Raw genomic sequence first — 26831 nt, 5'->3', positions numbered from 1 at the left:
TACATCCGGCCGATCTTCCGGATCAGAAAATTTGCACGACAACATTGCCTGGGAGGGGAAAATGTTGAACCACAAGCGCAATGCGCTGACGCTGGCGTTGGCCATCGCCATGACGCCGATGCTGGCCGCCGCACAGTCCGAGACGCAGTCCGGCACCGCTACTTCAGCTACAGATAATCCGGTCACCGAACTGGACAAAGTCCAGGTAACCGGCATCCGCCGCGGCATCGAGAACGCGATCGCCATCAAGAAGGATTCCACGTCCATCGTCGAGGCGATCTCGGCCGAGGATATCGGCAAGCTGCCCGACGTCAGCATCGCCGAATCGCTCGCGCGCCTGCCCGGTCTGGCCGCGCAACGCGTGGCCGGCCGCGCCCAGGTGATCAGCGTGCGCGGCCTGTCGCCCGACTTCTCCACCACCCTGTTGAACGGCCGCGAAGTGGTCAGCACCGGCGACAACCGCAGCGTCGAGTTCGACCAGTACCCGTCCGAACTGGTCAGCGGCGTCACCGTCTACAAGACCCCCGATGCCGGCCTGGTCGGCCAGGGCCTGTCGGGCACGGTGGACATGCAGACCGCGCGCCCGCTCAGCTTCGGCGAGCGGGTGATCGCGATCGGCGGACGCTACCAGCGCAATTCGCTGGGCAAGGCTGCAGATACCGATCCTTACGGCAACCGCTTCAGCGCCAGCTACATCGACCAGTTCGCCGACCGCACCATCGGCCTGGCGATCGGCTATGCGCATACCGACACGCCGATCCAGGAGAACCAGGTCGGCCTGTACGAACCGTGGACCACCCAGAACACCGACAGCGGCGCGCGCCCGGGCGTGGCCGCCGGCACCTACTTCTCCGACGGCATCAAGGCGCTGCGCCGCACCGGCGACTCCAAGCGCGACGGCTTGATGGCGACCCTGCAGTACCGTCCTTCCAATGCCTGGACCAGTACGCTCGATGCCTTCCACACCGAAGCCGAGCAGATCGACACCGCCAACCAATTCGAGCTCAACCTGAGCAACTACAATGGCGGCTACACCCCGGGTCTGGCCATCAGTGGCCCCCAGGTCAACGGCAACGGCACCTTCACCGGCGGCACCGCCAGCGGCGTCTATCCGCTGGTGCGCGGCATGTACAACAAGCGCGAAGACAAGATCGACGCGTTCGGCTGGAACAACGAGATCAATGCCGGTGCCGTGCGCATCATCACCGACGTGAACTACTCCAAAGCCACGCGCAAGGAACTCAATCTCGAGAACAACCTGCAGCTGACGCCGATGCCGCAGCTGGATACGGTCGGCCTGGCCTACCGCAACAACGACTTCTCGCAGCTGTCGCCCGGGCTGGACTATTCCAATCCCGATACGCTGTACATCACCAACACCATCTACGGCTCCGGCTACGGCAAGGCGCCGCGCGTGGAGGACGTGCTGAAGGGCGCGCGCCTGCAGGCCAGTTTCCCGATGCCCGAAGCGCTGCGCTGGTTCTCCGATCTGGACGTGGGCGTGAACTACGCCAACCGCGAGAAGGAAAAGCACCAGCCCGAAGGCAACATCACCCTGGGCGCGCAGGGCGACACCACCATCGCCTCCGACCTGCAGTACGCGCCGGTGAACCTGGGCTTCGCCGGCATCGGCTACATCCCCGCCTGGAACGTGCCCGGGGCGGTGTCGCGCTACATGCTGTTCGATCCCAACGAAGACGCCTCGTTCCTGGTGTCCAAAGCGTGGACCGTGCAGGAGAAGATCACCACCGCCTGGATGCGCGCCAACATCGACACCGAATGGGGCGCGGTGGGCGTGCGCGGCAACATCGGCGTGCAGCTGCAGCACGCCGACCAGTCGTCGCAGGCGAACTACTGGGATGCCTCGCAGCCGGTCGGCAGCGAAGTTCGGCCGATCGACGAAGGCAAGACCTACAACGACTGGCTGCCGAGCTTGAATCTGGCCTTCCAGTTCCCGCACGAGCAGACCCTGCGCTTCGCGCTGGCCAAGCAGGTCGCGCGTCCGCGCGTGGACCAGCTGCGCGCCTCGCTGGAATTCGGCGTGGACAACGCCACCGGCAAGCCCGGCGCCAGCGGCGGCAACCCCACCCTCGATCCGTGGCGCGCCAATGCACTGGACATCTCCTACGAGAAGTACTTCGGCGCCAAGGCCTATGTCGCGGCCGCGTTCTTCTACAAGGACCTGAAGAGCTACATCTACACCCAGACCCGCGACGATTACGACTTCTCCGGCCTGGTCGCCGGCTACGTGCCGCCGCCGGGCTCGGCGCCGGTGCAGACCACCGGCACCTACAGCGCCCCGTTCAACGGCAAGGGCGGCACCCTGCGCGGCCTGGAACTGACCGCCTCCCTGCCGCTGGACATGCTGTTCGCCCCGCTCGAAGGCTTCGGCATCCAGGCCAGCGCGACCTTCAACGACAGCGACGTCAAGATCCGCGACCCGGAAAGCGCATCCAGCGTGGGCGACGGCGAGATCAGCCTGCCGGGCCTGTCCAAGCGCGTCTACAACCTCACCGCCTACTACGAGCGCAACGGCTTCGAAGCGCGCGTCAGCCAGCGCCGACGCTCGGACTTCATCGGCGAGATCGGCAACTTCAATGGCAACCGCACCCTGCGCTACGTGGTCGGCGAGAACATCACCGACGCGCAGATCAGCTACACCTTCGGCGACCTCAGCAGCCTGAAAGGCCTGAGCCTGCTGCTGCAGGCGAGCAACCTGAGCAACTCGCCGTACCGCACCTATGCCGGGACCAAGGATCGCCCGCTGGAATACATCGAGTGGGGCCGCACCTACGTGCTCGGGGTGAACTACAAGTTCTAGGCCAACCCTCCGTGCCTGCAGCAAGCCCGCCGGCGCGATGCCGGCGGGCTTTTTTGTGTCCAATGCGCAGCGCTGTGGCGCACGGCGAAACGCATCGGCCCGCCAGTCCAGCTTGAGCAAACCGGCGATGCCGGCGCGCGAACAATGAATGACGCGGGCGAGTGCCGCACGTTCGTTGCCCATGCCACGCGCGTAACGGCCACGGCCGTGCCGATGCAAGTGTCGGTATCGTCCGCGACAAAACGGGCGCATACATCGCAAGAGCCGCTTTCGCCCATAGATCATGGACAAGCACCATTTCAGTCAGAGCAACGGCTTGTGCACCTTAGGACAGCACAAGCCGATGCTTCGCAACCTGCCCGCGCTCTGGGCGCTGCCATGACGGCACCATGCGGGTTTGGATATGCAGCAGGCTGCGTGCGCAGATCGAGCACAGCAGCATTCAGGGGACAGGCGAACGTCCTGCACCAGGGAGGAAATCCACTCCCAGGCCCAACAGCGTCAGCCGTCCGGAAGAAGAACGGCGCTTGCGCTGCCTGTCACGCAGGCAGCTGAACTGGAGAATTCCGCGAAGGTTACATGCCTTCCAGGCACACCATCGCGTAACCGGGCAGCTGCAGGCCGCCCTCGACCTTGCCTGGATCGATGCCAGGTACTGCCAGCTGTCGCCATTGCCCCTCGGGCAGCGCCACTTCGGTGGCTTGCGCCGACAGATTGAACGCCAACAGCAGCGTCTGCTGCGCATGCCCGCGCTGGAACATCAGCACCGGCTCGTCGGTCTCGACGAACGCGATATCGCCTTCGCGCAAAGCCGCATGCTGCTTGCGCCAGGCCTGGAACTGCTGGAACGCGATCAACACCGAATGCGGATCGGCCAACTGCGCCGCCACCGACTGCGCGCGATGCGCCGGCGCCACCGGCAGCCACGGCTTCCCGGTGCTGAACCCCGCTTGCGCGCTGTTGTCCCACGGCATCGGCGTACGGCACCCATCGCGGCCCTTGAAGCTCGGCCAGAACGCGATGCCATACGGATCCTGCAATGCCTCGAACGGCACCTCGGCCTCGCCCAGGCCCAACTCCTCGCCCTGATAGATGCAGACCGAACCGCGCAACGAGCACAGCAACGCGATCAGCAGCCGCGCGAACGCGGGCGTCTGCGCGCCCTGCCCCCAGCGCGTCACCGCACGCTGCGCATCGTGGTTGGAAATCGCCCAGCACGGCCAACCTTCGGTCATCGCCACTTCGAGACTCGACACCGTCTCGCGGATGTAGCGCGCCCTGAAATCGTCGGTCAACAGCTCGAAGCTGTAACCCATGTGCAGATGCCCGGCCCGCGTGTATTCGGCGGTGGTGGCGAGCGAATCCTCGGACGAAATCTCGCCCAGGCTCACCGTTCCGGGATAGCGATCGAGCAGACCGCGCAGCTTCTGCAGGAACGGCAGATTCTCTGCCTGCGTGTTGTTGTAGTAGTGGTACTGGAACGCATACGGATTGTCGGGACTGAAGCCCCGCCCCACCCGCTTCTCCAGAGGCTTTGGCGGATTGTCCCGCAGCAACGGATCGTGGAAGCAGAAATTGATCGCATCCAGCCGGAACCCATCCACCCCGCGCGCGAGCCAGAACTCGACATTGTCCAACGTGGCCTGCTGCACCTCGGCATTGTGGAAGTTGAGGTCCGGCTGCGACGACAGGAAGTTGTGCAGGTAGTACTGGCCACGACGCGGCTCCCACTGCCAGGCGACGCCGCCGAAGATCGACATCCAGTTGTTCGGCGGCGTGCCATCCTCGCGCGCGTCCGCCCAGACATACCAATCGGCCTTGGGATTGTCGCGATTCTGGCGGCTTTCCTTGAACCACGCATGCTCCACCGACGTGTGGCTGAGCACCTGATCGATCATCACCTTCAAGCCCAGCGCATGCGCCTTGGCCAGCAAGCGATCGAAATCATCCATCGTGCCGAACAGCGGATCGACCTCGCGATAGTCGGCGATGTCGTAGCCGAAATCGGCCATCGGCGACTTGAAGAACGGCGAGATCCAGATCGCGTCCACGCCAAGCGATGCGATGTAGTCCAGCTTCTGCACGATGCCGGGCAGATCGCCGATGCCATCGCCGTTCGCATCGAGGAAGCTACGCGGATAGATCTGATAGATGACGGCACCGCGCCACCATGGAGCCTGAGTCATGCAACGCCCCCCTTCGGGCAGAGATCACGTGTGCAGTGGGCACACGGAAAGCTGCGTTAGGGTAACGTCGATGTGCGAATCGCAGAGGTGCTTGCATACGTATTCAGCGCATCGACATGCCAGCGAAGACATCTAACGAGTCGATGCTGAAGTTAGTGAAGAGCGATATAAACGTTTTACAAGAATGGCCAGGAACAGGACACCAATTTGCTCGAGGCAGCGATGCCAGGCAAGCAAGGGAAAAGGCACAGCCTGGAGCAGGGCTGCATTGTATGGATCAGTCAGAATACAACAATCACTAGACGATCTAAACTCGAAATACTCAAGACATCCAATCGTTGACCATCAACGCTCGTCTAATAGCGGCGAAATACAGGCATACTACAAGCTGAATAAATCACAGAACATTCTGAAGATTTATTGGCTTTCTTGCAATCCTTTTCAGCTATTGCAGTTGCGGCTTTTACATTTTTTCCTGGTCGAGTCACAGGAGAACCACCACGCTCAACCCCATTCACCGAGGGCGCAAGTATGGCGACGCACTGATTAGAATATGACATCACAATGCCGCAGTTCGCGCTACCCAAAGACCGGCATTTTTCCAAGGCATCATTGATGGCGTCTTCTTTCGAAGTCTTGTTGGCGGCCACTCCTGTATTTCCCGAAGTAGACATATCTGCGGCAACAGCACCGAATCTACTGTCCCATTCTCCAGCAGGCTGAGGGGGCGGAGGTTCTACATAGCTAACTGAAGGCCCACATGTTGCACTGCCTGCTGCCGTGCCGACCGGACATGCAGTTTGCGCTACTGCACCTCCAGCAAAATAACCTAAGGCAAATAAAAAAACCGCAATAAATTTTCTCATATAAATTACCTCAGAAAAAAGCCATTACCCAACATCACCACCTGGTTTCTTTCCAGCCAACCCCATATTTCTATTATTATAATTAAGATCTGGACCATCGGAGCCCGCAACTCGGCTCCCATGAGTATTAACTGGATTAGTACCTACGCCATTATTTTGAGCTTGTGCCTGCCCAAGATCCGAGGCACCTTGCGTTTGGCGAGGTACATAAGCCCCCCCTGGCCCCGCTGGCACCGCGCCACCACCAGCACCCATCGCCGAGTACGGGCTGAACTGGCCGAGCACGCCTTGGAAGAACGCAGCCGCCATCGGGGGCGCAGTCACAACCAGTGTCGTCATCACCAAGCCCAACCCTCCTTGCTGCAGCGACATGCTGCTGATGCCCTCGCCGGAAAGACTCCAACCATTTGCAGCCCATTTGGTAACGAATGCCAAAGCCACCGCCCCCACCACTTTGGTGGTGATCGCGACCATCACGCTCAATACCGACAATGAAAAAACCGTACCGATTCCGTAATACAGCCATTTGCTGAAGAGCTGTTTCGTGGCATTGAATAGCAGACACATGATGAACAGCGGCCCAAAACCAATGAACAGCGCCATCGCGATCTTGTTCAGCAGCAGCATCGAACCGGCGACCACGCCCGGTCCGGCGATGCCCAGGCCCATGAACCAGCGCGCGCGGGTCTTGTCGTCCTCCTGCTCCTTGTTGCCGGCCGCTTGCAACGCATCGATACTCGCCAATGCCGTCTGCATGAGCAGAAGGTTCTGGTCGATCTTGTCGTAAGGACTGGCGTCATCACCGGTGACCACCTCGGTGATCTCCTTGCTCAGTCCGTCGGTCAGCGTCCAGTACAGTTTGGAGGAGCCAGTCGCCATGCTTGTTGCCAAGGCGATGATCAACGTGGCGCGCAGCGCCGTCACCACCATCGCCATCGCCGAATCGCGCGCCTGGCCCGTCGCAATGCGATACCCCTGCAACAGGATCCACAAGGTCAGCACGGTCAACGCGATGGCACCCATCCACATCGTTGTGCGCTGCAGAAGCGCCCACTGGAAGATGTCGATCTCGTCGCGCAAATAATCATTGATCAGCGAAAAGAACGCATAGTTGGCCATGTTGCCAAGAAAGGAGCTGAGCGCCCCGCCAAGTGCGGCATCCATAAAACCGGTGGTCGTGTTAAACATGTTGGATCTTCCATGCGGGCGAGGTAGCACCCGAACCTGTGTTCAATTCGGAGATGGGCTTGGGCGGCACATCCATGCACAATGAGCAAACGACATATCTCAAGCGGCTTCGCTTCACTTTTCGAAGCTCAGCGTTTGCATCCCGGACGGCTTGCTGCTCTTGACACCCTCAAGCGCTCCCTTCATCACCATGCCCGCCACAGATGCCTTGGCCAGATCGGCGATCGGACCAGGCAAGTCATCGAACCAACCGTTGGGGTTCTTCTTCTTGCCCTTCATCGCGGCGTCGGTCTGGTCGGCCTGCTCTTTCTGCAGATACTTGAGCCGGATCTCGTACGCGAACATCGCAGATTCCATCTGCTGACGGTCGATATCCATCAACGTCTTGAGCGCGATCAGCTTGTTGGTGTTGTCCTCCAACTTGCCGACCTGGTTTTCCGCAATCTGGCCGCGCTCCTTCTCCAGCGCACGCAGGCGCTCCAGGCGCTTGGTGGTGATCTCGTACATGGCAACCATGTAGTTGTACTGAGCGTTCCTGGTCTTCTGCATGAGCTCGCAGTTGGTCTTTTGCTCGTCTGAGACTGGCGTGCCCTGGGTTCCTGCACAGTTGCCGGTGCCGTAGTCTTCCGCGACCTTCTTCGGCTTGGTATCGCCGTCCTTCAACGCCTCGACCTCCTCGCCGCTGGGCTTGTCCCCGGAGTCCTTGCCACCGATCTGGTTGTCCTCGCGGATCTTGTCGAGCTTCTTGTCGAGCGTATCCGTGTTGGTCTTGTTCTCCTCGATCTGCTTGTCGTCCTGTACCCACCACTGCGCGAACGCAGTCGACGGCACCAAAGCGCACGCGAGGCAAGCGATCGCCAACAGGCGGAATCGAGCGAAGGATTTCATTTTCTTGTCCATATAGACCTCACAGCTAGTCATGTAGAACGAAACGATCTTTCAGGGAATGCATGATCAAGCGAGCGCCGCGGTGCCCTTGCTGTCCGATGCCGAAGGCCTGGTCGCGGACTTGCCGGATCCCTTGCGCTTAGCATAGAACTCGCTGAGCCATTGCTCGGGCCGCAACTCATCCTGCGTCACCCCGTGCTCGGCCGCTTTCTGCTCGAGCACCTGGTGCATGATCTCGATGTTGTCGGTGGATGCCGAAATGACCGACAGCGCGTCGTCCATGCCGCGCAGGTTGAGCTGGCATACCGACGAGCCATGGCCTTGCTTGACCAGGAAGCAACGCGAGCGCTCGTCCAGATTGACGACCACCTGGTACTCGGCCTCGGTCAGCTTGAGGCCCTCCATGTAGTCTTCCTTGCTCGCATTCGGGTTGGGCAGCAGGATCATCGTGGCGGTCTGCTCGACCAGCGCCGCGGAAATGTCGCTGGCCAACGCATCTTCCGGACTCTGGGTAGCGAAGATGCCCAGGCCGTTCTGCTTACGGATGGTCTTCTGCTTGTTCTTCGCGAATTCCTTGAGGCCGCCCTTGCCGTCCAGGATCTTCCAGAACTCGTCCATCACATAGATCAGGGGACGCCCGTCGATCAGTGCCTCGAGCCGGTGCAGCAGGTAGTTGATGACCGGCACGCGCACTTCCGGGTTGTCGATGACGTCGGTGTAGTCGAAGCCGATGATGCTGGCCTTTTCCAGGTTGATGGTGTCGACCGGATTGTCGAACACCCAGCCCAACGAGTTGCCTGCGGTCCATTTGCGCATGCGCGCATAGAGGCCGTCGTCGCCCATGTTGGGCAGGCTCTTGCGGAAATTGGTCATGCTGCGCAGCTGCATCGGCGTATCCAGCATGCCCTCGACGGCACGGAAGATGTCTTCGTCGTCGCGTGAGCTGTACTCGGCCTTGCCGGCAAGCACCTTGATCAGGTCCGCCAGGAACTGCACGTTGGCTTCGCTGCGCTCGCACTGAAACGGATTGAAGCCGGTGGGGCGACCATTCTCCAGGGCGAGATAATTACCTCCACAGGCGCGAACGAAGATCTCGGCGCCACGGTCCTTGTCGAAGAAGAAGATCGTCGGGATCGGATCGAACTTTTGCACCTGGCTTAGCAGGAAGTTGATCAATGCCGTCTTGCCGGTACCGGACTTGCCGATGACCATCGTATTGGCGATCGCCTTTTCGCCCAGCGAATTCTCCGCAGGGTGCGTCGCATGGAAATTGAAGTAGTACGGCTGGCCGTTGGTGGTCTGCAGCGTGGTGACGCATTCGCCCCACGGATTGTTGTCGCGCTTGCCCTGCGCGAAGTTGTGCAACGGCGACAGGCCCAGGAAGTTCAACGAACTCACGTTCGCCAGACGCGTGCGATAGCGCCAGTTGCCGGGAAGCTGCGAATAGAACGACGAGGCGATGGCCAGGTCTTCCTTCGAAGAGACGAAGCCGGCATTGGACAGCTCGGCGCGCGTAGTCGCGATCTGTTGCGACAGCTTCTCCTGGGTATCGGCGTAGACCGCAATGGTGAAGTGGTACTCGCCGAGCACGAAATTGCCCGACGACAGCTGATCCATCGCCAGGTCCAGCTCATGGATCTGACTGACCGCCTTGTCGCCGGACGAGATCATCATGCCCTTGGTCCGATCCAGAACCTTCAGCGCATCGTGACGCCCCATTGGGCTGAAGGAATGCGTCACCACGTATTCGAAATCGAGGTACTTCAGTCCGTTCAGGATGCCTGGATAGGTACCGTCGGTGTATTCCTTGATATTCAGGATGGAACCGAAATGATTGGTGCCTTCGGGTGTCTTGATGACGAAGTCGCCGGTCTTGTTGGCGAACATATGCTTGCTCACCGGCAGGTATGCAGGCACCGGCGCCTGCAGGACCGGCACCGGCTCGTCGATCCGGTTGATCAGATAGCCGAAGAATTCCAGCGCTTCGGAAAAGACGACGCCGTTGCTGGCCTCGTACATGCTCAGCCGGTAGGGCGAGTAGTCCTTGAGCACGGCCTCGACGTTGCCGGCCAGCTCCACGACCTTGGCAATGGACTGATCCTGCTCGGACTGCAGCTGCGCCAGGTTGGCCGACTTTTCCATCAAGCGCTTCCCGGTGACCACCGGACGATACAGCATGGTCAGATACAGCTCGTTCTGCATGATTTTCTGCGACGAGAGCGCGCTGTAGTACTGATCCGACAACTCTTGGTTGAACGTCTGCTGAAACTTGCCGCGGGACTTGATGCGCCGGCGACGCCGCACGTCGTGCACCCAGAAGGCCACGTTGGCGAAGTCGGGAGCGCGCAAGGTCTGAAGCATGCGGTTGAAGGTGTTGTGGCGGTGCTCGATTTCCCACTCTTCGCGGCCGACGAAAGGCAGCCCGCCCAGATGCCAGGTCAACATGTAGTCCCCACCCGTCGTCTTGAGCACCGATGGTGCTACATGCGTAGAGACGGGAATGAACTCGCTGATCGAAGTGTCTGGGATGAACATAGGGAATTACTCTGAATCCATTTCGTCTTGCCGAGGCCCGATTCGGACGAACCGGGAGTAGTCAAACGCGTACCTACTACAAAAATTTATGCAACACGGTAAAACCGAACAACCCCATGCACGAAACGACTCGTTCGTGCATGGGGTTCAGGCACTGGCACAATGCCGAACTTACCGCTTGGCGCCAGGCACGTTTCTCCGATATTCGTTGGGAGAAAACACCCAGGCGCCGGAGTAGCGCTGCAGGTTGCGCACACGCATCCTGAACAACCAACGCAGCCCAAGCATCCTGAATATCATCTCGTCACGCTTGGTCATCTGCTGCAACCCAAAGATAATCACCGGGATCGACAACAGATACCAAAGGTCGAAGTACATTCCCGCCAGCAAGCCGCCACCTGCGCCGATGAAAAAGGGGATGTAGGGCACCCCCATGAACATGGCGGGGCGCGTGCAGCCACGGAAAAGTACGTTTTTATGCATAGTGCTGCAGCGCCTGCTGGACGAGATTCATGGTCGTGGCCGAGCAGGTGGAACCGGTATCGCCGATCAGCATTTTGGCCAGTTGTCCCGCGGTTCCGATGATGAGGCCACCGATCAGGATCGACGCCACCTCCGAAATGCGCTTGTGCGCGAACGCGATCTGGTAGCCGGCGATGATGACGGCGATGGTCACGACCGCGATCGAGCCCATGTTGAGCAGATTGTTGGTCTTGGTGAGGAAGCCGCAGACCTTGCCGTCGGTACCGGCGTAATCGGTCGCGCCCGTCGCCATCGCCGCACCGGCGACCAGCAACGAACCTACGAAAATGGCGGCCTTCAGCGCGGCCATGCCGGCCATCTTGGCGCCCGTGGTCATTTCGCTCTTCTTAGACATCATGGTGTATCTCCTGATTGGAACAGAGGGGTGGTGATCGAAACGCCATTCCCATGGCGGTGCTGCTTCCCTACGCTAGAAGACAAAGGCGCCATCGCCGGGGGCCAGCGGTGGCGAATTCAAGCTCGGGACGGCCGGCTCTGCGGAACCACCAAGGGCCGAACCCCTGGCCACAGATGCTTGCGAAGCTGGATCGGCTCCGCCACCAGCAGGCACCGCCACTCCTTTGCCGGCGCTTGTCGGGCGTATTACATACAGTTCCGCATCGGTTTCGGCCGCTTGACCCATTCGCACTGCGGAGGCATTCGACGCTGCACTGGAAAGCTGCGCTGCTGGATGCACTTGAGCAGGCGCTGCAGCCGCAGCCGGATAAGGTTGGACCTGGGCAGCCAGACCGTTGGCAAGCTGGTTGGCGCCTGCGATGCGGCGCGAGACGACCGAGTCGATTTCACGGACGACGGATGCCTTGGCGGCCTGGGCAGGTCGGCCAGCGCCATTCGGCACGACAGCGATGGCATCGGCGGACGCGACGGCGAGCGCCCTGCCCTGATTGATGGAAGCGTAGACCTTCTGCACATAGCCGTGCTTGTAGCCGGTCTCGAAATTGCCCGAGTAATAGCAGCTGAAGGACTTGCCCCAGTTTCCGCCGGAGCGGCCATAACACTCGGCCAGAATCCGTGAGGCCGCCTGCAGGTTGGGGCAGGTCTTGAACGCCTTCTCGTACGAATCGAGCCCATACTTGAGCAGGTTGTAGCGGTTGACCTGGCCCAGGCCGAGAGAAAAATTGTAACCCTTGTCTTCGAGCATCCGTGCCGTGGCGACGGCCTCGGAGAGATTCTGCGGTTGGCGCACCAGGCGGCCACCGACGACGCCGATCGCGAACGGATTGTGCGACGATTCGACGCGCACGACGTGCTGCATCACTTCAGCCGGAACTGCCATTTCGGGACAGCTCAGTAGTTCCATGCCTGGCAACATGCCGTCATTCCTCCTATATCCGTCGACTATTGGCCTGAGAACCATACAGCCGCAGATCACGCAAATTAATAGTGTCTGAAGAGAAAATCAAAGTCAATCCAACATCGCTTCAGCAATCACTTTCGTGAACAAATTCACTTGCTTCCATGAAGGGTCCGCTCCGGATCGAAATCGATACCCGTGATATAGCGACGCCCCGCATGCGACTTAATATGCACAACGATATCGATCGTCATCATCAGCAGGCGCTTGATCACCGAGAACTCAAGCCCCGAACCCTCGGCCGATGCCTTGACCATCAACGCGAGCTGATCCCAGGTCTGGCCGATGCTGCCTGCGTGGCAACTGGTAATCGAACCCGGATGGCCGGATGCGCAGTTTCTGATGAAGTAGAACGATTCGTCGCCACGCAACTCCGCCAGGATGATGCGATCGGGCTTCATGCGCAGGCAAGCCTCCATGCAGCTTTTCGCCGTCACGTTACTGGCACTTTGTCCACCTTTCGAGTAGAGCAAATGCACGGTATTGGGCTGGCTGATGAACAACTCGCGCGCGTCCTCGATCGTGACCAGGCGCTCTTCGTTGGGAATATGGTTCACAAGCGACTTCATGAACGTGGTCTTGCCGCTACCGGTGGCGCCGGCGACGACGACGTTCTTCTTGAACAGCACGGCCTTCTTGAAGAACTCCGAATAATTACGCTGCCTGCGCAGTTCCAGTAGTTCGTGATCCTGCTCGCCGATGCCCGCTTCCTGCTCGAGGATCTCCTTGAAGAAACCGTCCTCCTGGTACTGCTCCAGGGTCTTGGTGTGCTTGGACGGCAACCGGATTGTGATCGACACCTTGCCCGCGTCGCACGCAGGCGGAATGACGAACTGCGCGCGCTGCCCGGTCGGAAACGTAAGCGACACGACCGGATCGGTATCGGTAATGCGCTGACCCGTATTGCTCTCGTTGACCACCGCGGTGCAGAACTGGCGCGCACGATCGAAGGTCAGCGACGGAATATCGAGTTTCTGCCAACCGCGCAGCGTTTCCAGGTACAGCTCACCGGGGCGGTTGATGCAGATTTCCGTCACTTCCGGCGAATTCAGATAATCCAGGATGCCCAGCACCGAGTACTGGTAATCCAGGAAATCCGAAGATATCTGCGCGGTCGGTGAATCGTCGAGCGTCACGGGATTGTCTCTTCGCTGTCAGCGGGTGAGCACGGCAGAGAAATCGACGTCTTTGGCGACATAGACGCTGACCACGGTGCCTTGGTTGATCGTCACCGTGGCAGGACGGCGTCCCGAACGCTCCAGCGCCTGGTCGGCCATGCGCTGCACCGCGCGCGCCGTGTTGCTCTCAAATGGCTGCTCGGTCACCAGGCCAGAGTTGAGACCGACCGTCGTGGTCTTCGGACCATTTTCGGCTGCCGCCCATTTGAACGCATCGCTGAGCATGCTGATCATCAGGGCGGAAGAGATACGGCTGGCCCAATGCGCGTTGTACTTGCCCGGATGGCCTGAACTGCCGAGATTGTCGATACCAGGCCCCATCAGCGACACGTCGATACCGGTGGGCGTGGTGATCCGATCCCAGATGACCTCCATGCGCGGCCCGGTCGGTTCGACCGAATCGTATTTACCCAACAGCTTGGAGCCCTTCGGCAACAGCAAACGCCTGCCGTTGATGGAGTAGACCGGCTCGGTGATGATGCAGGAGGTGAAGCCCGCGAAATCGCTGATGATCCGCGTCTCGAGCACGCACCGGATATAGGTGCCGCGCACCAGCAGGCCATCAGGGTTGGCGATCGGCTTCGCCGAGGTCTCCTGTTCCTGCCCCTGGCCGGCGCCGGGCTGCTGCGCGCCAGGAGGCAGTATCCCGCCAAACCCTTGCTGACCGCCGCCTACCTGCGCCGGATCCTGCATCCCCGCCATGCGTCGCTCGAGCAGCGACGGACCGCGTTCCTGTTGCGCAGCAGGCGCGGTACGGATGTCGTTATCCGTAGGCATCGGCGGCAACGGCGGCAGGGTCTGCTCCTGCGCCAAAGGCACAGGTTCGGCCGGCAACGGCGCCGCTGTCTGCGGAAGCGCAGGCGCCACCACGGCTTCCTGGCGCGGCTTCGGCGGCGGCTCTTTCGAGTCGTTTCCGCCGACCAGCCAGAAGATGGCCACGATCAGCAGCAACGCGATGCCGCCCAGGAACAGCAGCGCCTTCCGGTTGAGCTTCTGCAGCTCGCTGGACCTCAGAACCGGTTCGTTGGCATCGAGGTCGGGATCCGCCGTTTGTTGTTGCCGGGCGAAGTAGGGATTTTCCTTGCCCACATCCCCGCCTTGCGGAGAACGAGGAGGCTGGCCCTCGTTGTGGCCGTTATTTTCGTCAGACGGAGGTATGTTTGAGTTCACTTTTGCTTATTCCTACGCAAGCCGACAACGTTCTTGCCGTGGCGAACAACCAGGAAAGGATAGGTCCCGTGGACGATCAGCGTATTGCCCTCGACCGTCGTGTTGACCAAGAAGTCCTCGTCATTTTCCTTTTCGCGCGCAAACACGGCTGGGAAATTGCCGGTGGGGAACCTGGTGAGATCCATCTTGATATAGGTGAACTTGCCGTCGTCGTACACGCTGTTGGGCACGATCCAGGTCTGCTTCGAGCGCGTCGAATAGTCGTAATCGAAGTAGTAGTGCCTGTCCTTGGACAGCCTGGTATCGATCTGCGACTCGTCCTTCACTTCTTCGCTGGCAGCAGCGAAGCTGGTGTCCTTTGGATAGACGAAGGTCACCTTGTACTGGACGCCGGCCTGCTTGGCTTGCTCAAGCCGCTGCCAATCGGTCGCCACGACCTTCAATTCCAGAATGTAGGAATGGGTCGCGGTGCGGATCATCATATTGGTGTCGACGTCGACGTTCTTCGGCTTCAGATAGAAGACGTTCTCGCGACGACTCAACTCCCAGCCACTGGTGAAACCAGTGCTGTAATCGAGGATCTTTTCGTTCGGACTCAGCTCGACCTGCGTGGTGATGCCGAGTCCGGTACGCACCTGGTAGATCTTGTCCGCTTCGTACTCGTATTGCTGGACAACCTGAGCGGACGCGAGCGGCGCAACCAAAGCCAGGGCCGCCAGCGCCAGACGCGCTGAGCCGTTTTTAGTCATGAAACTCATCTAACGTTCGCTCCATTGCCATTGTTCTGAGGTGCAGCGTTGGGCACGGGCGCTGCCTGGGTGGGCTGTGTGCCCGGATACACAGGCACGCCGGCAGCGTTCATTACCGGAGCCTGCTGCTGAGCGGGTACCGTTCCATTGACACCCGGCGCACCAGGTTGCGCCATCGGCTGGCCCGGCACCTGACCTGGCATGACCTGCTGCTGGCCTGCGGGCATGGCCTGGCCGACGGGTGCCGCCTGCACTGCCGGCGCCTGCAGCGCCGCCGGCGGCGGTGCAGGAATCGAGGCATAGTCCGTGTCGACGCGGTAATCGGTCACCTGAAAACCCAGCGGATTCTCTACTCGCAGGTTATCGGACATGGCCAGATTGCCGTTATAGCGGAACCCCATGATCGCGAACCGATTGTCCAGCAGCGTGGTCTGCCCCGACTTCTTGTCGTAGATGCTGCGCTGGAAGCGGACATTGGCCCCGGTATAGGGCTTACCGGCGCCCCCCTGCAAGGTGATGCTCAGGATGTTTACGCGGATGGACCTGACCTTGCCATAGATGAAATAAGGCGCCGACGGATTGTTCTGCGAATGCAGCGCCCGATACTCGTTGGCAACCGCGCCATCTTTCTCCGACATCGCAAAGACGGTGTTCCAGTCGTTGAGCCCCATCATCTCGAAATCGTAGGATTCGCGAGCGGTGATGAAGCGCGACACATTGCTTCTGGCCAGCGCCTCGCTTGCAGTGATGTTGCGCACATCGCCGGTATTCTGCAGGACAGCGACGGTTGCAGTGCCGGTGTAGGCATCGGCCATCACCAGGTACGGGGTCTTCTCCTTCAACGGCAGCATGTAGTAATAGCCACCGCCCAGCAGCAGGCACATGACGATCGCGCCGAACGCGACCCACCATGCACGGCGCTCGCTGCGCCGCGCCAGATCAGCGATGCTGATCTCGTAGTTGACAGCCTTTGCAACCGCCTTGTTGACGCTTTCGCTCTCAACTGGTTTTTTACCGAACATCAGACTTCACCAGGTTACGTAATGTGGCTGCGGAGGCACATGGATGGCCTCCGAAAGTAAAGTCACTTCGCGTTGCCGTCGCCGGCCGGCGCCGCGGCCCCGCTCAGCGAAGAAGATGGCTGCACAAGAATGCGGTTGCCCGCAGCGGAGACAGTGACGCCTTCCTGCGCATAGACCACGCTGAGTTCGGCGACCGCCTGCTGAATGCTCGTGGTGTTGATCTTGGCCACCGGCGCATAGAGCGTGTAGTCGGACTGGATGCTGTAGCTCAACTGCATGTTCGAGTCCTTGGCCCAGCGCTCGAGCATGGTCTTCAGGGTGCCGTCCATCGGCACCGCCTGGTACACGTACGAGGAGTACAGCGGGATCTCCATCGTCGACTCGGAGAACCGGTTGACCGGCTTCCACCTGCCGCGAAAATCCGGCGCAGGCCTGGTGGCGCAGGCGCTCAGCAGCGCAACGGCGCTCAGAGTGGCGATCATCCGAAACATATGCGTTCTTTTCACGCGAGCCTCTAAATTGCGGAAACGTTTTTTGATGGACGGCCGGCAAACGGCCGACGGTCTGAGAACTGCAGGTTTCGCCACAGGGACGGCACGGCGCGATGCACAGCCGGCGCAAGAGCCTGGTGACAGAGTCGGGGGTCGCGTAAATCCGGCGCAGGCACGCGCTCCCGCGGACGAAGGACATCCGAGGACAGGCTTTCAGCGCCGAGAAAAACGGAATTTGTCAGAAAACTTTCCATGTCACCCTCGCGTGTGTCCTGAGAACCCACGCCCCTGTTCCTATTGCCAATTGCACCGCACCAGCATCGCGAGAATGTGCCGTAGCGCCATGCTCACGTCAAGCATTTGGAAAAAAAGCGTTCAATCCAGCCAGATTCCCAATAATTTTGCCAACTACGTCACTCTATGTCACAAGGAAAGCGTGGGCACATCCACCTTCGGCTTCAGCCTTGCGGTGAAGTGCCGGTCTTTGTAGTACTTGATCTTGTCGCACTTCACAGGATGCGGGATGCCCTCGTACAGGAACACCTCATGATCGTTCCCCATCGCCTTGAGTTCCTGCGGCAGCATCAGCGCCCTCCTCTCTTCCGACACGCTGCGGGTCACATCCTTGCCGCGCGTCACGTTCTGCTTGCGGAAGGTGGTGTAGCCGAGCATCTCCGAGTAGTCGTTGGCATCCTGCTGCTCGCGCGGAGCGTAGAGGATCTGCAGTGCATGGTTCGTGATGATGGTGCGCGACACGTCCTTGCCGTAGGTCGCATCCAGCTGCGCCATGCTCTGGATGATCGGCAGAAGGCGGACATTGTAGCCGGCCATGTATGACACCGCCGAGGCGATGATGTCGACTTTGCCGATGGCAGTGAACTCGTCCATCAGCAGCAGGCACTGGTACTTCAACGCCGGGTTGCTCTTGGGCAGTTCCTTGGTGTTGAGGTTGATGATCTGGCTGAAGAACAGGTTGATGATCAGGCGGCTCTCGGCCAGCTTGTTGGGCTGGATGCCGATGTAGATGGTCATCTTCTTCTTGCGCAGGTCGGTCAGCAGGAAGTCGTTGTCGCTGGTGGCCGCGTCGAGCACCGGGTTGATCCAGGCATTGAGCGGTTCCTTCAACGTTCCCAGGATCGAGGCGAAGGTCTCCTCGGCCTGCGACAGCATGTTGGAGAACGCCGACTTGGCGTTGCTGCTGAGGAAGCGCCGTTCCGACAACGACTTCAGGTACTTCTTCAGGTCGCTGCCGTCGCCAGAGGACAAGCGGTAGATCGCCCCCAGCGTCGGCGTGCCGAGGCCGCCCGGGAAGCCGATGTTGCGCTCGTCGTCCCAGTTCTCGAACAGGTACAGCGCGAACGCCATGAATGCGTTGCGCGCCTGGCTGACCCAGAATTTCTGGTCGTCCGATCCATCCGGATACAGCATCGCGGCGATGCTCATCAGATCGGAGACGCGGAACGCCGGGTCGTCGGACACGTAGCTGAGCGGGTTCCAGCGATGCGTACGCCGGTCTTCGGCGAACGGGTTGAACAGGAACACCTCCTGTCCCTGGCTGGCGCGCCAGCCGCTGGTGAGATCGAAGTTTTCCTGCTTGATGTCCAGGACCACCACCGATTCCTGGTATTCGAGCAGGTTCGGGATCACCACGCCGACGCCCTTGCCGGAACGGGTGGGCGCGGCCAGGATGACGAACTGCTGACCGCTCAGGCGCACCAGCTTGCCGCGGAACTTGCCGACCACAATGCCGTTGCCGCTCTGCTTGAACAGGCCGTGCTTCGCCAGGTCGGCGGCGCCGGCGAAACGGGCGTCGCCGTGCAAGGCCTGCTTGCGCGGCTTGAACATCAAGAACAGGGTCAGCAGGCACAGCAACCCGGGCAAGCCAAAGCCCAGGTAGCCGGCCCACTTGATCTTGCCGACGAATGGCGCGACCTGCGGCAAGCCGATGGCGTGCACGTATTCGTAATAGGTGCCCAGCCCGAACAGGCGCGTGTCCAGCTTGAGCAGCAGTAACACCATGTAGCCGGACAGGAAATAGCCGACAACGGCAGTGAGTGCGACGACGACCACAGCCGCAACGATCTTACGATTCGACAAGCCCCTATCCTCCCTGATGCACCTTGGCGGCTATTCTAGCTTCGGCGCCGGGTACTCGGCTTGCTCTTCGACGGCTTTTTTTCGACGCTGACGCCGCCGCCGTCCTGCTCGACCAGGGTATCCATCCAGACCCGCGCCTCGTCCCAGGACATGTCGTGCGAGTCCAGGCGCGCGCCACCCTCGGTGGTCACGGTGTAGCCCACCACGTTGGCGGGGCTGTATTCCGGTTCGCGCGTCAACGCCACCAGCTGGTAGCGTCCTTTGACTTGAATCGTATGATGATATTCCATCATGCGTACGGCCTCCTCGCCTGATCGTCGGCCTGGATGCTAAAGCAAGCCGGGCGCCAGGGCCACCCGCCGCCGGTGCGCGACCGCCCTGCCCTGCTCTGGACGATAGGCAACAAAAAAGCCGGCGGGCGCCGGCTTGTCGTGTTCCACGAGTGCATTGCCTGCATGTCGTGGTGGGCGGTACAGGGTTCGAACCTGTGACCCCTACCATGTCAAGGTAGTGCTCTACCGCTGAGCTAACCGCCCATCGCTGCTGCGGACATACCGCTGCAGGGGCGCGAATCTTAGCCCACCTTGCGGCCAAGAACAATAGCCGCGCGGACCAGGCCAGCCGCCGTGCGGCTAGCTGACCAGGCTGGCGTCGCGCAGCTTCTTGATCTGGTCGCGCACCCGCGCCGCGTCCTCGAACTCCAGGTCGCGCGCGTGCTGGTACATCTTCTGCTCCAGCGCCTTAAGCCGGGATGCGACCTCGGCCGGCTCCAGCATGCGGTAGTCGGCCGGCTCTTCCGCCACCCGGCGTCCCTTGCCCTTGCCGGACTTGGTCTCGACCGCGCCATCGGCGCGCGCGCCCTCCAGGATGTCGACGATCGGCCGCGCCACCGACTTCGGGGTGATGCCGTGCTCGAGGTTGTACTCCACCTGCTTCTCGCGGCGACGTCCGGTCTCGTCGATCGCCGCCTGCATCGAACGGGTCATCCGGTCCGCATACAGGATCGCCTTGCCACGAAGGTTGCGCGCGGCGCGGCCGATGGTCTGGATGAGCGAACCGGTGGAACGCAGGAAGCCCTCCTTGTCCGCATCCAGGATCGCCACCAGCGACACCTCGGGCATGTCCAGGCCCTCGCGCAGCAGGTTGATGCCGACCAGCACGTCAAACTTGCCCAGGCGCAGGTCGCGGATGATCTCCACGCGCTCGACCGTGTCGATGTCCGAGTGCAGATAGCGCACCTTGACTCCGTGTTCGCTCAGGTATTCGGTGAGATTCTCCGACATGCGCTTGGTCAGCGTGGTGACCAGCACGCGATCGCCCAGCGCCACACGCAGCCCGATCTCGGACAGCAGGTCGTCGACCTGGGTGCCGACCGGGCGGATCTCCACCTCCGGATCGATCAGCCCGGTCGGGCGCACCACCAGTTCGGTGATCTCGCCGGCCGACTCGCGCAGTTCGTACGGACCGGGCGTGGCCGAGACATAGATACTGCGCGGCGAACGCGCCTCCCATTCCTCGAAACGCAGCGGCCGGTTGTCCAACGCGGACGGCAGGCGGAAGCCGAACTCCACCAGCGTCTCCTTGCGCGAGCGATCGCCCTTGTACATCGCGCCGATCTGCGGAACGGTGACGTGCGACTCGTCCACAACCAGCAGCGCGTCGGCCGGCAGGTAGTCGAACAGGGTCGGCGGCGGCTCGCCCGCGGCCTTGCCGGTGAGATGCCGCGAGTAGTTCTCGATGCCGTTGCAGTAGCCGACCTCGGCCATCATCTCCAGGTCGAACTGGGTGCGCTGCGCCAGCCGCTGCGCCTCGACCAGCTTGTTCTGCGCATACAGCTGCTCCAGCCGCTCCTTCAGCTCGATCTTGATCGTGTCCACGGCGCTGAGCGTGCGCTCGCGGGTGGTGGCGTAGTGGGTCTTCGGATAGACCGTGTAGCGCTGCAGCTTGCGCAGCGTCTCGCCGGTCAGCGGATCGAACAGGGTCAACTGCTCGACATCACCGTCGAACAGTTCGATGCGCAGCGCTTCGCTGTCCGACTCGGCGGGAAACACGTCGATGACTTCGCCGCGCACGCGGAACGTGCCGCGGTGCAGTTCGTATTCGTTGCGGGTGTATTGCAGGTCGGTCAGGTGCTTGATCAGCTGGCGCTGCTCGATATGCTCGCCGATCGACAGGATCAGGCGCAGCGACAGATAGTCCTCCGGCGCACCCAGGCCGTAGATCGCCGATACCGTGGCCACCACCAGCGCGTCGCGGCGCGACAGCAGGGTCTTGGTCGCGGCCAGGCGCATCTGCTCGATGTGCTCGTTGATCGAACTGTCCTTCTCGATGAAGGTGTCCGACGACGGTACGTAGGCCTCCGGCTGGTAGTAGTCGTAATAGCTGACGAAGTACTCGACCGCGTTGTTCGGGAAGAACGCCTTGAACTCGCCGTACAGCTGCGCCGCCAGGGTCTTGTTCGGCGCCATCACCAGGGTCGGCTTCTGGATCGCCTCGACCACGTTGGCGATGGTGTAGGTCTTGCCCGAACCGGTCACCCCGAGCAGGGTCTGCTTGGCCAGCCCGGCCTCGAAGCCGGCCATCAGCTTCTCGATCGCCTGCGGCTGGTCGCCGGCGGGCGAGTACGGCGATACGAGTTGGAAACGGTCGGACATGAACGGGCCTCGAGATGAATTTGAGTGGAGCGAACCTCGGCTGACGCAGCGCCGGGAAGATTCCTTACATGGGAACGGTGAACCCTCTCATTCAAGCCCCCATGCCAGAGGACCGAGACTGATAGCCCTCCCCATCGAAGGACGGCTTCCATGCGGAAATCCAGTGCTCAAGGCTACACATTGCTGCAGTTGGCAATCGTGATGGCGATGATCTGCGTGCTGACCGCGGTCGGCATACCGGCCTTCCAGGACCTTCTGATGCGCCAACGCCTGGCCGTCACCAGCTATCGGCTCAGTTCCCAACTTGCCCTGGCACGTAGCAGCGCCATCAGCTACGGCGTGCCAGTCAGCGTATGCCCATCGAATGGCGATGGGAGGTGCCGCGCCGACAACGACTGGAGCCACGGATGGATGGCCTACCGCGACCTGGATCGGCAGTCGCAACCGACCGACCCGGGTAGCGTTCTGGGCCTGGAAACCGCACCGGCGGTGACCTCCATGACCGTGATTTCGAACAGCGGCAGGCACGTCGTTCGCTTTCTTCCTGACGGCCGCAGTGCTGGCAGCAACCTCAGCATCAGGATCTGCGGGAAGGGACGCCTGATGGCTGAGGTCATCGTGAACAACGCAGGCCGGACCCGCTTGGCCAAGGCGGCGGCAAGCCAGGTTTGCCAAGCGAAAAGCTGAAAAAGCAAATTTCCCGGAAATTTTCCCGGCACAAAGAAAAAGGGCCTGCGGATGATCCGCAAGCCCTTGATATTTCTGGCGCCCGAAGTTGGACTCGAACCAACGACCCCCTGATTAACAGTCAAGTGCTCTAACCGGCTGAGCTATTCGGGCGGGGAGGCGCATTGTATAGAGGCCTCGTGAGCATGGCAAGAGGGTTGCTAGGCACTCTTCTTCCCCGTCAGCACGAGGCTGGCAACCGGGTCACCAGCATTCAGTCTCGAGCGCGCCGGTTGACGTCGTTCGCGCGCCTTTCTGGTCCAGCCCAAGGGTGCCGCACTTTGTGTCCTTCGTCAGCTGCCTCCCCTTCGGGGTTGCGGTGAGCTTGAAAGCACTTGCGCTCGGCGTGCCATCGAACGCGATCGTGTAGAACTGCGCCAAATCCGCATCGCATGTGGGCGCGGTTGCACCGAGGTAGGTCATGTTGGTCGTATAGAAACGTTCCACCAACTGCGCCCCTTGCTGCAGACAGACCGCCGCGGCGGAGCGCCGCGACTTCACGACATAGGACTCGTAGCTCGCGAACGCGATGGCGGCCAGGATGCCCACGATCAGCACCACGATCATGATTTCGATGAGGGTGAAGCCGCGCTGCCGCGAAGGAGTGCCAAGAAGGGGACGCATCAATCGTTCCTCAGGAGTTCACGCCAGGACACGCGCTTCATGCTGAGCGCGCTGCTATTGGTGCCAAGACTGATCGTACTGGCATTGTCCAGACCGATCTGCATCTGGTTGCCGATGAAGATGGGGCTGTTGGGACTGCTGTTCAGCCCTATCCCGGAAACAGGCTTGCCATTCAAGGTGTCTCCGGTGCTGGAGCCACCGCTGCCGTCCAGGTCGAAGAACGACTGCGGCATGCGCCCGCCCGTGAACGGATTGATCGCCATCACGAAGCCCTTGCCGCTGGGACTGCAGACATCGCCCGAGTCGGGTATCCGCGTAGTGCCGATCAATGCGGTTCCCTGGAAGAAATTCGATACGACCATGCGCTCTCCCTGGGCAGTCCCCGGTGGCGGTACCAAGTCCATATACCACCCATCCACACCGGGACTTGGCTGGTCTTCGATGACACGCACGGTGTACCCGTTCACTGTGCCCTGTTCCTCGATATCGACCTTGTTCAAGGTGGAGCGATCCGAAGCGATCGCGTCACCACGGTCGATCAAACCATACCAAGTCTGCACGTCCTTGTTGGAAAGGTCGCCATCGGACAGGTATTTGCCAGTACCGAAGAACACCCAGGTCAATCCCGTAGAGGGATCCTTTGCCGCGGTTGGCGCAGCAGTGATCGGCTGAGTCTTGGCCCCATACTGCGCGGTGAACAAGCGCGTCGCCGTGCCGGACGCGCCGGTCATGTCGAAACGCCACAGGTTGCCTTTCAAATCGCCGGCATAGATTCGATCGACGATGTAGTCGTTGTTCGAGGACCAGGCCAGCACTGAGGACAGGCCGTTGTCGCCAGCCGCGTCAGTCGAAATGCTGCTGGAGTCCCCACTCAGAATGTTGACCAACACCAGATCGGCCGAATTGCCGCTATTGTTGGGACCATTGCCGACCATTGCATACCACTGACCGTTGCCAAGCTGGCCGATGATCGGCTTGCCCAGATTGTTGCCGAGCGTAGTGAGGTCTGTGGAAGTCTTGTCCCACAGCAAGGAAATGTTGTCAGGATCGGTAACGTCCAGCGCGAACATGCCCTTGCCGCCGCGCCCCATGGTCCCGATCAGAACGGACCGCCAGCTCGCAGACGACGTGTCGTAGATGTCGGAAACGGTGAGCTCCCCATCCACGTAGTAGCGATGCTGATAATTGGGATCGGTGTAGTTAAGCAGGCCTGTCATCGCCGCCGTCGGCACGAACGCGAACTTCTCGACGCCAGATTTGGCATCGAAGCCATGCAGCATGCCGTCGTTTGCGCCCACATACAGCATTGGAGTCCGCGTCGCCTTGGCAGCGGCAAAAGCTGCGTAAGCACTCGCACCGGTAAAACTGGCCGTGGTGTAGAGCCGTGCATTCGGCGAGCCTACATAGACGGGTTGCGAATTGACGATATCTCCCAGAATGCCAGTCCGCGTGCGCAGCGTACCGTTAGTATTGGATTTCTCGTTGGAGCGATCTCCACGCAGATAGTTGATCTGCGCCTGAGTGGCAGCAGAGAGAGCAGTACCGGATAGATTCGAAGAATTGAAATCCTCTAGACCGCCCGCGCCACTGAATTTGATGACCCGATTATTCCACGCAGGAAAATTTTCACCAGCACTCCACGCCTGGGAAAGCACGCCAGTAGATTGATTAACATTATAGCCTACGACATCACCACGCCACGTACCGGCGTAAAACAACGACTGATAGGTCATCGCCCCCGCTTCCAACTTCGTCGTATTACTGGCAAGTGACGATGCCGAGCCCCTCAGCTGATCCAGGATACGCTGAAAAGCACTTTTAAGACTGCTAACCATCTTCGCGGCTTCGTTTGCCACATAGAAATTGTCAGCGCGCTGAAAAGTACTGCTGCCACCAACATATTCACCATTCGTCCACCAAGCCTCAATCGCAAGAGGCTTGACATTAGTATTAGGATCATAACCCGCCGGAACAGTAAAACCACCGTACTTTCCAGCCAACCAGTATTGATTCGTCACGTTGGTCTTGTAAACACCGCCTTCGACTACATCCACCCAATTCGTCGAGACAGTCTGGATTCCTGGCAAATCCGGACGCAGATCTTGAGTATGGGCATGATAGGCAAGCGCACCAATATACCCGGAGTTTCCATTTCCGTTAAAATTAGCAGAAGTGGCACGCGACAACGCAGTCGCATCAGACTGCCCTTCCATCTTCAATATATTAGTCAACAGCTTGACCACATCCACGGTCTTGTCATCCTTAACCTCCTGCGGCATCGCAGGCTCATTGCTGAGACTAGTACCCCCATACCCCTGATTTCCAGGAAGATTCTTATCATTATGGGTATTAGTGTCGCCGATACCAAGAATAACGTTTGTCTGACACCAATAGGATATGGGGTCGAGCTTCTTATCATTCCATTTATTGATTACAGGAAACGCATCCGCCTGCTGATAGCGCACATTGGCGTCAGTACTGGTAAAGGCAGAGTAGGCAGCCACATCACCCTGTTTTTTGAAGTACCGCAACGCGGCGTAATAAAGCTCGCTGACGTCATCGTTACTTTTAATATTCTTACCGGTCTTCATCTGCCCAAATCTATTCAGGTAGTTGATGACACCACTATTGACGATAGGCTTATTTGTGCCAACGAGAAGTGTCGTCGCATCCGCATCCGCCTTATCCGGATTTATAACAAGCACACCTGTTGTTGCGTCCCACTCGGCATTTGGATTGACTGCCTGCCCTTGCTCCGGTGCATACGTTTTGGGCCCTACAAACTTCTGCCTGGCACGCAAGACACCTGTATCAACCCCATTACCATCGATATTCAAATATCCAAATATACTGTACTTTATCCGCTGCGAATACTGCTGAATTAGCCCCTCGGGCTTGTAGCCCTGCGAGTACTTGACACAATTGTCTTCCAGACCAGCCGAACTATCGCAAACCTTGACCCGCACGCTTACCGCAAAGACTGCATTCTCGTCGGTCAGAACGCATTTATTTTTGCTGTCATAGCTTACACAGCTACCGTCCAACGTGTGCACTGCTGGATCGTATGGATATATCAAAGAGGTTTTGACGGCAGTGCTCGTGCTACCCACGTCGACATTCTTTGTGATCCACATCTCGCTACCGAGCCCATCCACGCGGATCTTGACGCTACTCCACTTGGAAGCGATGCCCCCCTTCACTGCATTGGCATCGGACACCGTGCGCCTCGGGAAATCTCCAACATCAACCCGCTCGCCGATCGCCTTCTCAACCACGGTGGTGGTCGGCGTATCGACCACGCGATATCCGCCGGTCAATGCCGAACGGAATGGATCGATAGTCTGAGTTCCCGCCCAATTGAGAAAATTTCCCGACCAATAGCCATCTGCATTGCACTGATAATTACTATTGGGCTGAGCCTCGGTCCGATTGACCGGATAAAAATAGCGATTGGCCTCAGTCGCTTCGTAGTGGTATTTGTAACATTTTGACGAGTCAAAATATCCCACATATTTTGTACCAACCACAAAACCGCCCAGGTTAGCCACACTGATGGCAGTCGGATACTCAACCGAAGGTACCAGCGCGAGGTTGCCGGGCACGTCACTGCCCACGTACAGCGGAGACTGCGACACATCGACGTCTGCGCCAGCACTACCGATTGTCCCGATCAGGAGACCTGCCGCCATGGCGAGGAACGAATCCTTGCGCGTCGCACTCTTTGTTCGACTGGTCATGG

At 60.0% G+C, this 26831-nt stretch carries 20 protein-coding genes and 2 tRNA genes; 2 read left to right on the top strand and 20 right to left on the bottom strand.

The window, feature by feature from the left end; all coding sequences use genetic code 11:
* Positions 1-61 precede the first annotated feature (61 nt).
* Positions 62-2821: a TonB-dependent receptor gene (locus HEP75_RS08745; protein ID WP_185826160.1), complete on the top strand. Its 2760-nt coding sequence runs from the start codon at positions 62-64 to the stop codon at positions 2819-2821.
* A 575-nt stretch (positions 2822-3396) separates the two neighbouring features.
* Here the strand turns inward: HEP75_RS08745 and HEP75_RS08740 are convergent.
* The 17 genes from HEP75_RS08740 to uvrB all read right to left on the bottom strand — a co-directional run bounded on the left by HEP75_RS08740 (position 3397) and on the right by uvrB (position 21742).
* Positions 3397-5007 carry an alpha-glucosidase gene (locus tag HEP75_RS08740; RefSeq protein WP_185826159.1) on the bottom strand — a complete coding sequence of 537 codons (1611 nt, stop codon included), beginning with the start codon at positions 5005-5007 and terminating at the stop codon, positions 3397-3399.
* A gap of 356 nt (positions 5008-5363) precedes the next feature.
* A complete protein-coding gene (locus HEP75_RS08735; protein ID WP_185826158.1) occupies positions 5364-5873 on the bottom strand; it encodes a DUF4189 domain-containing protein in 510 nt (169 codons plus the stop codon).
* Positions 5874-5897: 24 nt separating this feature from the next.
* Positions 5898-7037, bottom strand: a complete 1140-nt coding sequence (locus tag HEP75_RS08730; RefSeq protein WP_185826541.1) for a type IV secretion system protein — start codon at positions 7035-7037, stop codon at positions 5898-5900.
* Between the two features lie 138 nt (positions 7038-7175).
* The gene (locus tag HEP75_RS08725; RefSeq protein WP_185826157.1) at positions 7176-7949 is read right to left on the bottom strand and encodes a hypothetical protein; all 774 of its coding nucleotides are present in this window, start codon (positions 7947-7949) and stop codon (positions 7176-7178) included.
* 66 nt (positions 7950-8015) lie between these two features.
* On the bottom strand, positions 8016-10484 hold the full coding sequence (locus tag HEP75_RS08720) for a VirB4 family type IV secretion/conjugal transfer ATPase (RefSeq protein WP_185826156.1): 2469 nt from the start codon (positions 10482-10484) through the stop codon (positions 8016-8018).
* Between the two features lie 171 nt (positions 10485-10655).
* Complete coding sequence (locus HEP75_RS08715; protein ID WP_185816046.1) at positions 10656-10967, bottom strand: VirB3 family type IV secretion system protein; 312 nt, start codon at positions 10965-10967, stop codon at positions 10656-10658.
* Positions 10960-11361 carry a TrbC/VirB2 family protein gene (locus HEP75_RS08710; RefSeq protein ID WP_185816553.1) on the bottom strand — a complete coding sequence of 134 codons (402 nt, stop codon included), beginning with the start codon at positions 11359-11361 and terminating at the stop codon, positions 10960-10962. Before HEP75_RS08710 ends, HEP75_RS08715 begins: the two co-directional genes overlap by 8 nt.
* 75 nt (positions 11362-11436) lie before the next feature.
* Positions 11437-12327, bottom strand: a complete 891-nt coding sequence (locus HEP75_RS08705) for a lytic transglycosylase domain-containing protein (RefSeq protein ID WP_185816552.1) — start codon at positions 12325-12327, stop codon at positions 11437-11439.
* A 146-nt stretch (positions 12328-12473) separates the two neighbouring features.
* On the bottom strand, positions 12474-13517 hold the full coding sequence (virB11, locus tag HEP75_RS08700; protein WP_179565404.1) for a P-type DNA transfer ATPase VirB11: 1044 nt from the start codon (positions 13515-13517) through the stop codon (positions 12474-12476).
* Between the two features lie 18 nt (positions 13518-13535).
* Positions 13536-14729 (bottom strand): TrbI/VirB10 family protein, encoded by a 1194-nt coding sequence (locus HEP75_RS08695; protein ID WP_185826155.1) that lies wholly within the window; start codon positions 14727-14729, stop codon positions 13536-13538.
* The gene (locus HEP75_RS08690; RefSeq protein WP_179565408.1) at positions 14726-15487 is read right to left on the bottom strand and encodes a TrbG/VirB9 family P-type conjugative transfer protein; all 762 of its coding nucleotides are present in this window, start codon (positions 15485-15487) and stop codon (positions 14726-14728) included. The genes HEP75_RS08695 and HEP75_RS08690 overlap by 4 nt, the downstream gene beginning before the upstream one ends.
* Positions 15484-16500: a type IV secretion system protein gene (locus tag HEP75_RS08685; RefSeq protein ID WP_185826154.1), complete on the bottom strand. Its 1017-nt coding sequence runs from the start codon at positions 16498-16500 to the stop codon at positions 15484-15486. The genes HEP75_RS08690 and HEP75_RS08685 overlap by 4 nt, the downstream gene beginning before the upstream one ends.
* Before the next feature lie 62 nt (positions 16501-16562).
* Positions 16563-16991: a hypothetical protein gene (locus HEP75_RS08680; protein ID WP_185826153.1), complete on the bottom strand. Its 429-nt coding sequence runs from the start codon at positions 16989-16991 to the stop codon at positions 16563-16565.
* Between the two features lie 423 nt (positions 16992-17414).
* Complete coding sequence (locus HEP75_RS08675) at positions 17415-19088, bottom strand: type IV secretory system conjugative DNA transfer family protein (protein ID WP_185826152.1); 1674 nt, start codon at positions 19086-19088, stop codon at positions 17415-17417.
* Positions 19089-19123: 35 nt separating this feature from the next.
* On the bottom strand, positions 19124-19381 hold the full coding sequence (locus HEP75_RS08670) for a hypothetical protein (protein ID WP_185826151.1): 258 nt from the start codon (positions 19379-19381) through the stop codon (positions 19124-19126).
* A 168-nt stretch (positions 19382-19549) separates the two neighbouring features.
* Positions 19550-19624, bottom strand: a tRNA-Val gene (locus HEP75_RS08665).
* Between the two features lie 96 nt (positions 19625-19720).
* On the bottom strand, positions 19721-21742 hold the full coding sequence (gene uvrB, locus HEP75_RS08660) for an excinuclease ABC subunit UvrB (protein ID WP_185826150.1): 2022 nt from the start codon (positions 21740-21742) through the stop codon (positions 19721-19723).
* Between the two features lie 150 nt (positions 21743-21892).
* On the opposite strand from uvrB, the gene HEP75_RS08655 reads away from it, so the two are divergent.
* Positions 21893-22429, top strand: a complete 537-nt coding sequence (locus HEP75_RS08655; RefSeq protein ID WP_185826149.1) for a Tfp pilus assembly protein FimT/FimU — start codon at positions 21893-21895, stop codon at positions 22427-22429.
* A 76-nt stretch (positions 22430-22505) separates the two neighbouring features.
* On the opposite strand, the gene HEP75_RS08650 is transcribed toward HEP75_RS08655, so the two are convergent.
* The 3 genes from HEP75_RS08650 to HEP75_RS08640 all read right to left on the bottom strand — a co-directional run bounded on the left by HEP75_RS08650 (position 22506) and on the right by HEP75_RS08640 (position 26829).
* A tRNA-Asn gene (locus HEP75_RS08650) sits at positions 22506-22582 on the bottom strand.
* A gap of 90 nt (positions 22583-22672) precedes the next feature.
* A complete protein-coding gene (locus HEP75_RS08645; protein WP_185826148.1) occupies positions 22673-23092 on the bottom strand; it encodes a type IV pilin protein in 420 nt (139 codons plus the stop codon).
* Complete coding sequence (locus HEP75_RS08640) at positions 23092-26829, bottom strand: pilus assembly protein (protein ID WP_185826147.1); 3738 nt, start codon at positions 26827-26829, stop codon at positions 23092-23094. The genes HEP75_RS08645 and HEP75_RS08640 overlap by 1 nt, the downstream gene beginning before the upstream one ends.
* Positions 26830-26831 lie beyond the last annotated feature (2 nt).

The sequence above is a fragment of the Xanthomonas sp. SI genome, assembly GCF_014236855.1.
In the GTDB taxonomy this organism is placed as follows: Bacteria; Pseudomonadota; Gammaproteobacteria; order Xanthomonadales; family Xanthomonadaceae; genus Xanthomonas_A.
Note: the sequence above shows the minus strand (reverse complement) of the source record. Positions and strands in the feature narration are given on the sequence as shown.

Coding starts and splice junctions, on each gene's coding strand:
- HEP75_RS08745 (WP_185826160.1), top strand. CDS start 62: ATGTTGAACCACAAGCGCAATGCGCTGACGCTGGCGTTGGCCATCGCC.
- HEP75_RS08740 (WP_185826159.1), bottom strand. CDS start 5,007: ATGACTCAGGCTCCATGGTGGCGCGGTGCCGTCATCTATCAGATCTAT.
- HEP75_RS08735 (WP_185826158.1), bottom strand. CDS start 5,873: ATGAGAAAATTTATTGCGGTTTTTTTATTTGCCTTAGGTTATTTTGCT.
- HEP75_RS08730 (WP_185826541.1), bottom strand. CDS start 7,037: ATGGATGCCGCACTTGGCGGGGCGCTCAGCTCCTTTCTTGGCAACATG.
- HEP75_RS08725 (WP_185826157.1), bottom strand. CDS start 7,949: ATGAAATCCTTCGCTCGATTCCGCCTGTTGGCGATCGCTTGCCTCGCG.
- HEP75_RS08720 (WP_185826156.1), bottom strand. CDS start 10,484: ATGTTCATCCCAGACACTTCGATCAGCGAGTTCATTCCCGTCTCTACG.
- HEP75_RS08715 (WP_185816046.1), bottom strand. CDS start 10,967: ATGCATAAAAACGTACTTTTCCGTGGCTGCACGCGCCCCGCCATGTTC.
- HEP75_RS08710 (WP_185816553.1), bottom strand. CDS start 11,361: ATGTCTAAGAAGAGCGAAATGACCACGGGCGCCAAGATGGCCGGCATG.
- HEP75_RS08705 (WP_185816552.1), bottom strand. CDS start 12,327: ATGGAACTACTGAGCTGTCCCGAAATGGCAGTTCCGGCTGAAGTGATG.
- HEP75_RS08690 (WP_179565408.1), bottom strand. CDS start 15,487: ATGAGTTTCATGACTAAAAACGGCTCAGCGCGTCTGGCGCTGGCGGCC.
- HEP75_RS08685 (WP_185826154.1), bottom strand. CDS start 16,500: ATGTTCGGTAAAAAACCAGTTGAGAGCGAAAGCGTCAACAAGGCGGTT.
- HEP75_RS08680 (WP_185826153.1), bottom strand. CDS start 16,991: ATGTTTCGGATGATCGCCACTCTGAGCGCCGTTGCGCTGCTGAGCGCC.
- HEP75_RS08670 (WP_185826151.1), bottom strand. CDS start 19,381: ATGATGGAATATCATCATACGATTCAAGTCAAAGGACGCTACCAGCTG.
- uvrB (WP_185826150.1), bottom strand. CDS start 21,742: ATGTCCGACCGTTTCCAACTCGTATCGCCGTACTCGCCCGCCGGCGAC.
- HEP75_RS08655 (WP_185826149.1), top strand. CDS start 21,893: ATGCGGAAATCCAGTGCTCAAGGCTACACATTGCTGCAGTTGGCAATC.
- HEP75_RS08645 (WP_185826148.1), bottom strand. CDS start 23,092: ATGCGTCCCCTTCTTGGCACTCCTTCGCGGCAGCGCGGCTTCACCCTC.
- HEP75_RS08640 (WP_185826147.1), bottom strand. CDS start 26,829: ATGACCAGTCGAACAAAGAGTGCGACGCGCAAGGATTCGTTCCTCGCC.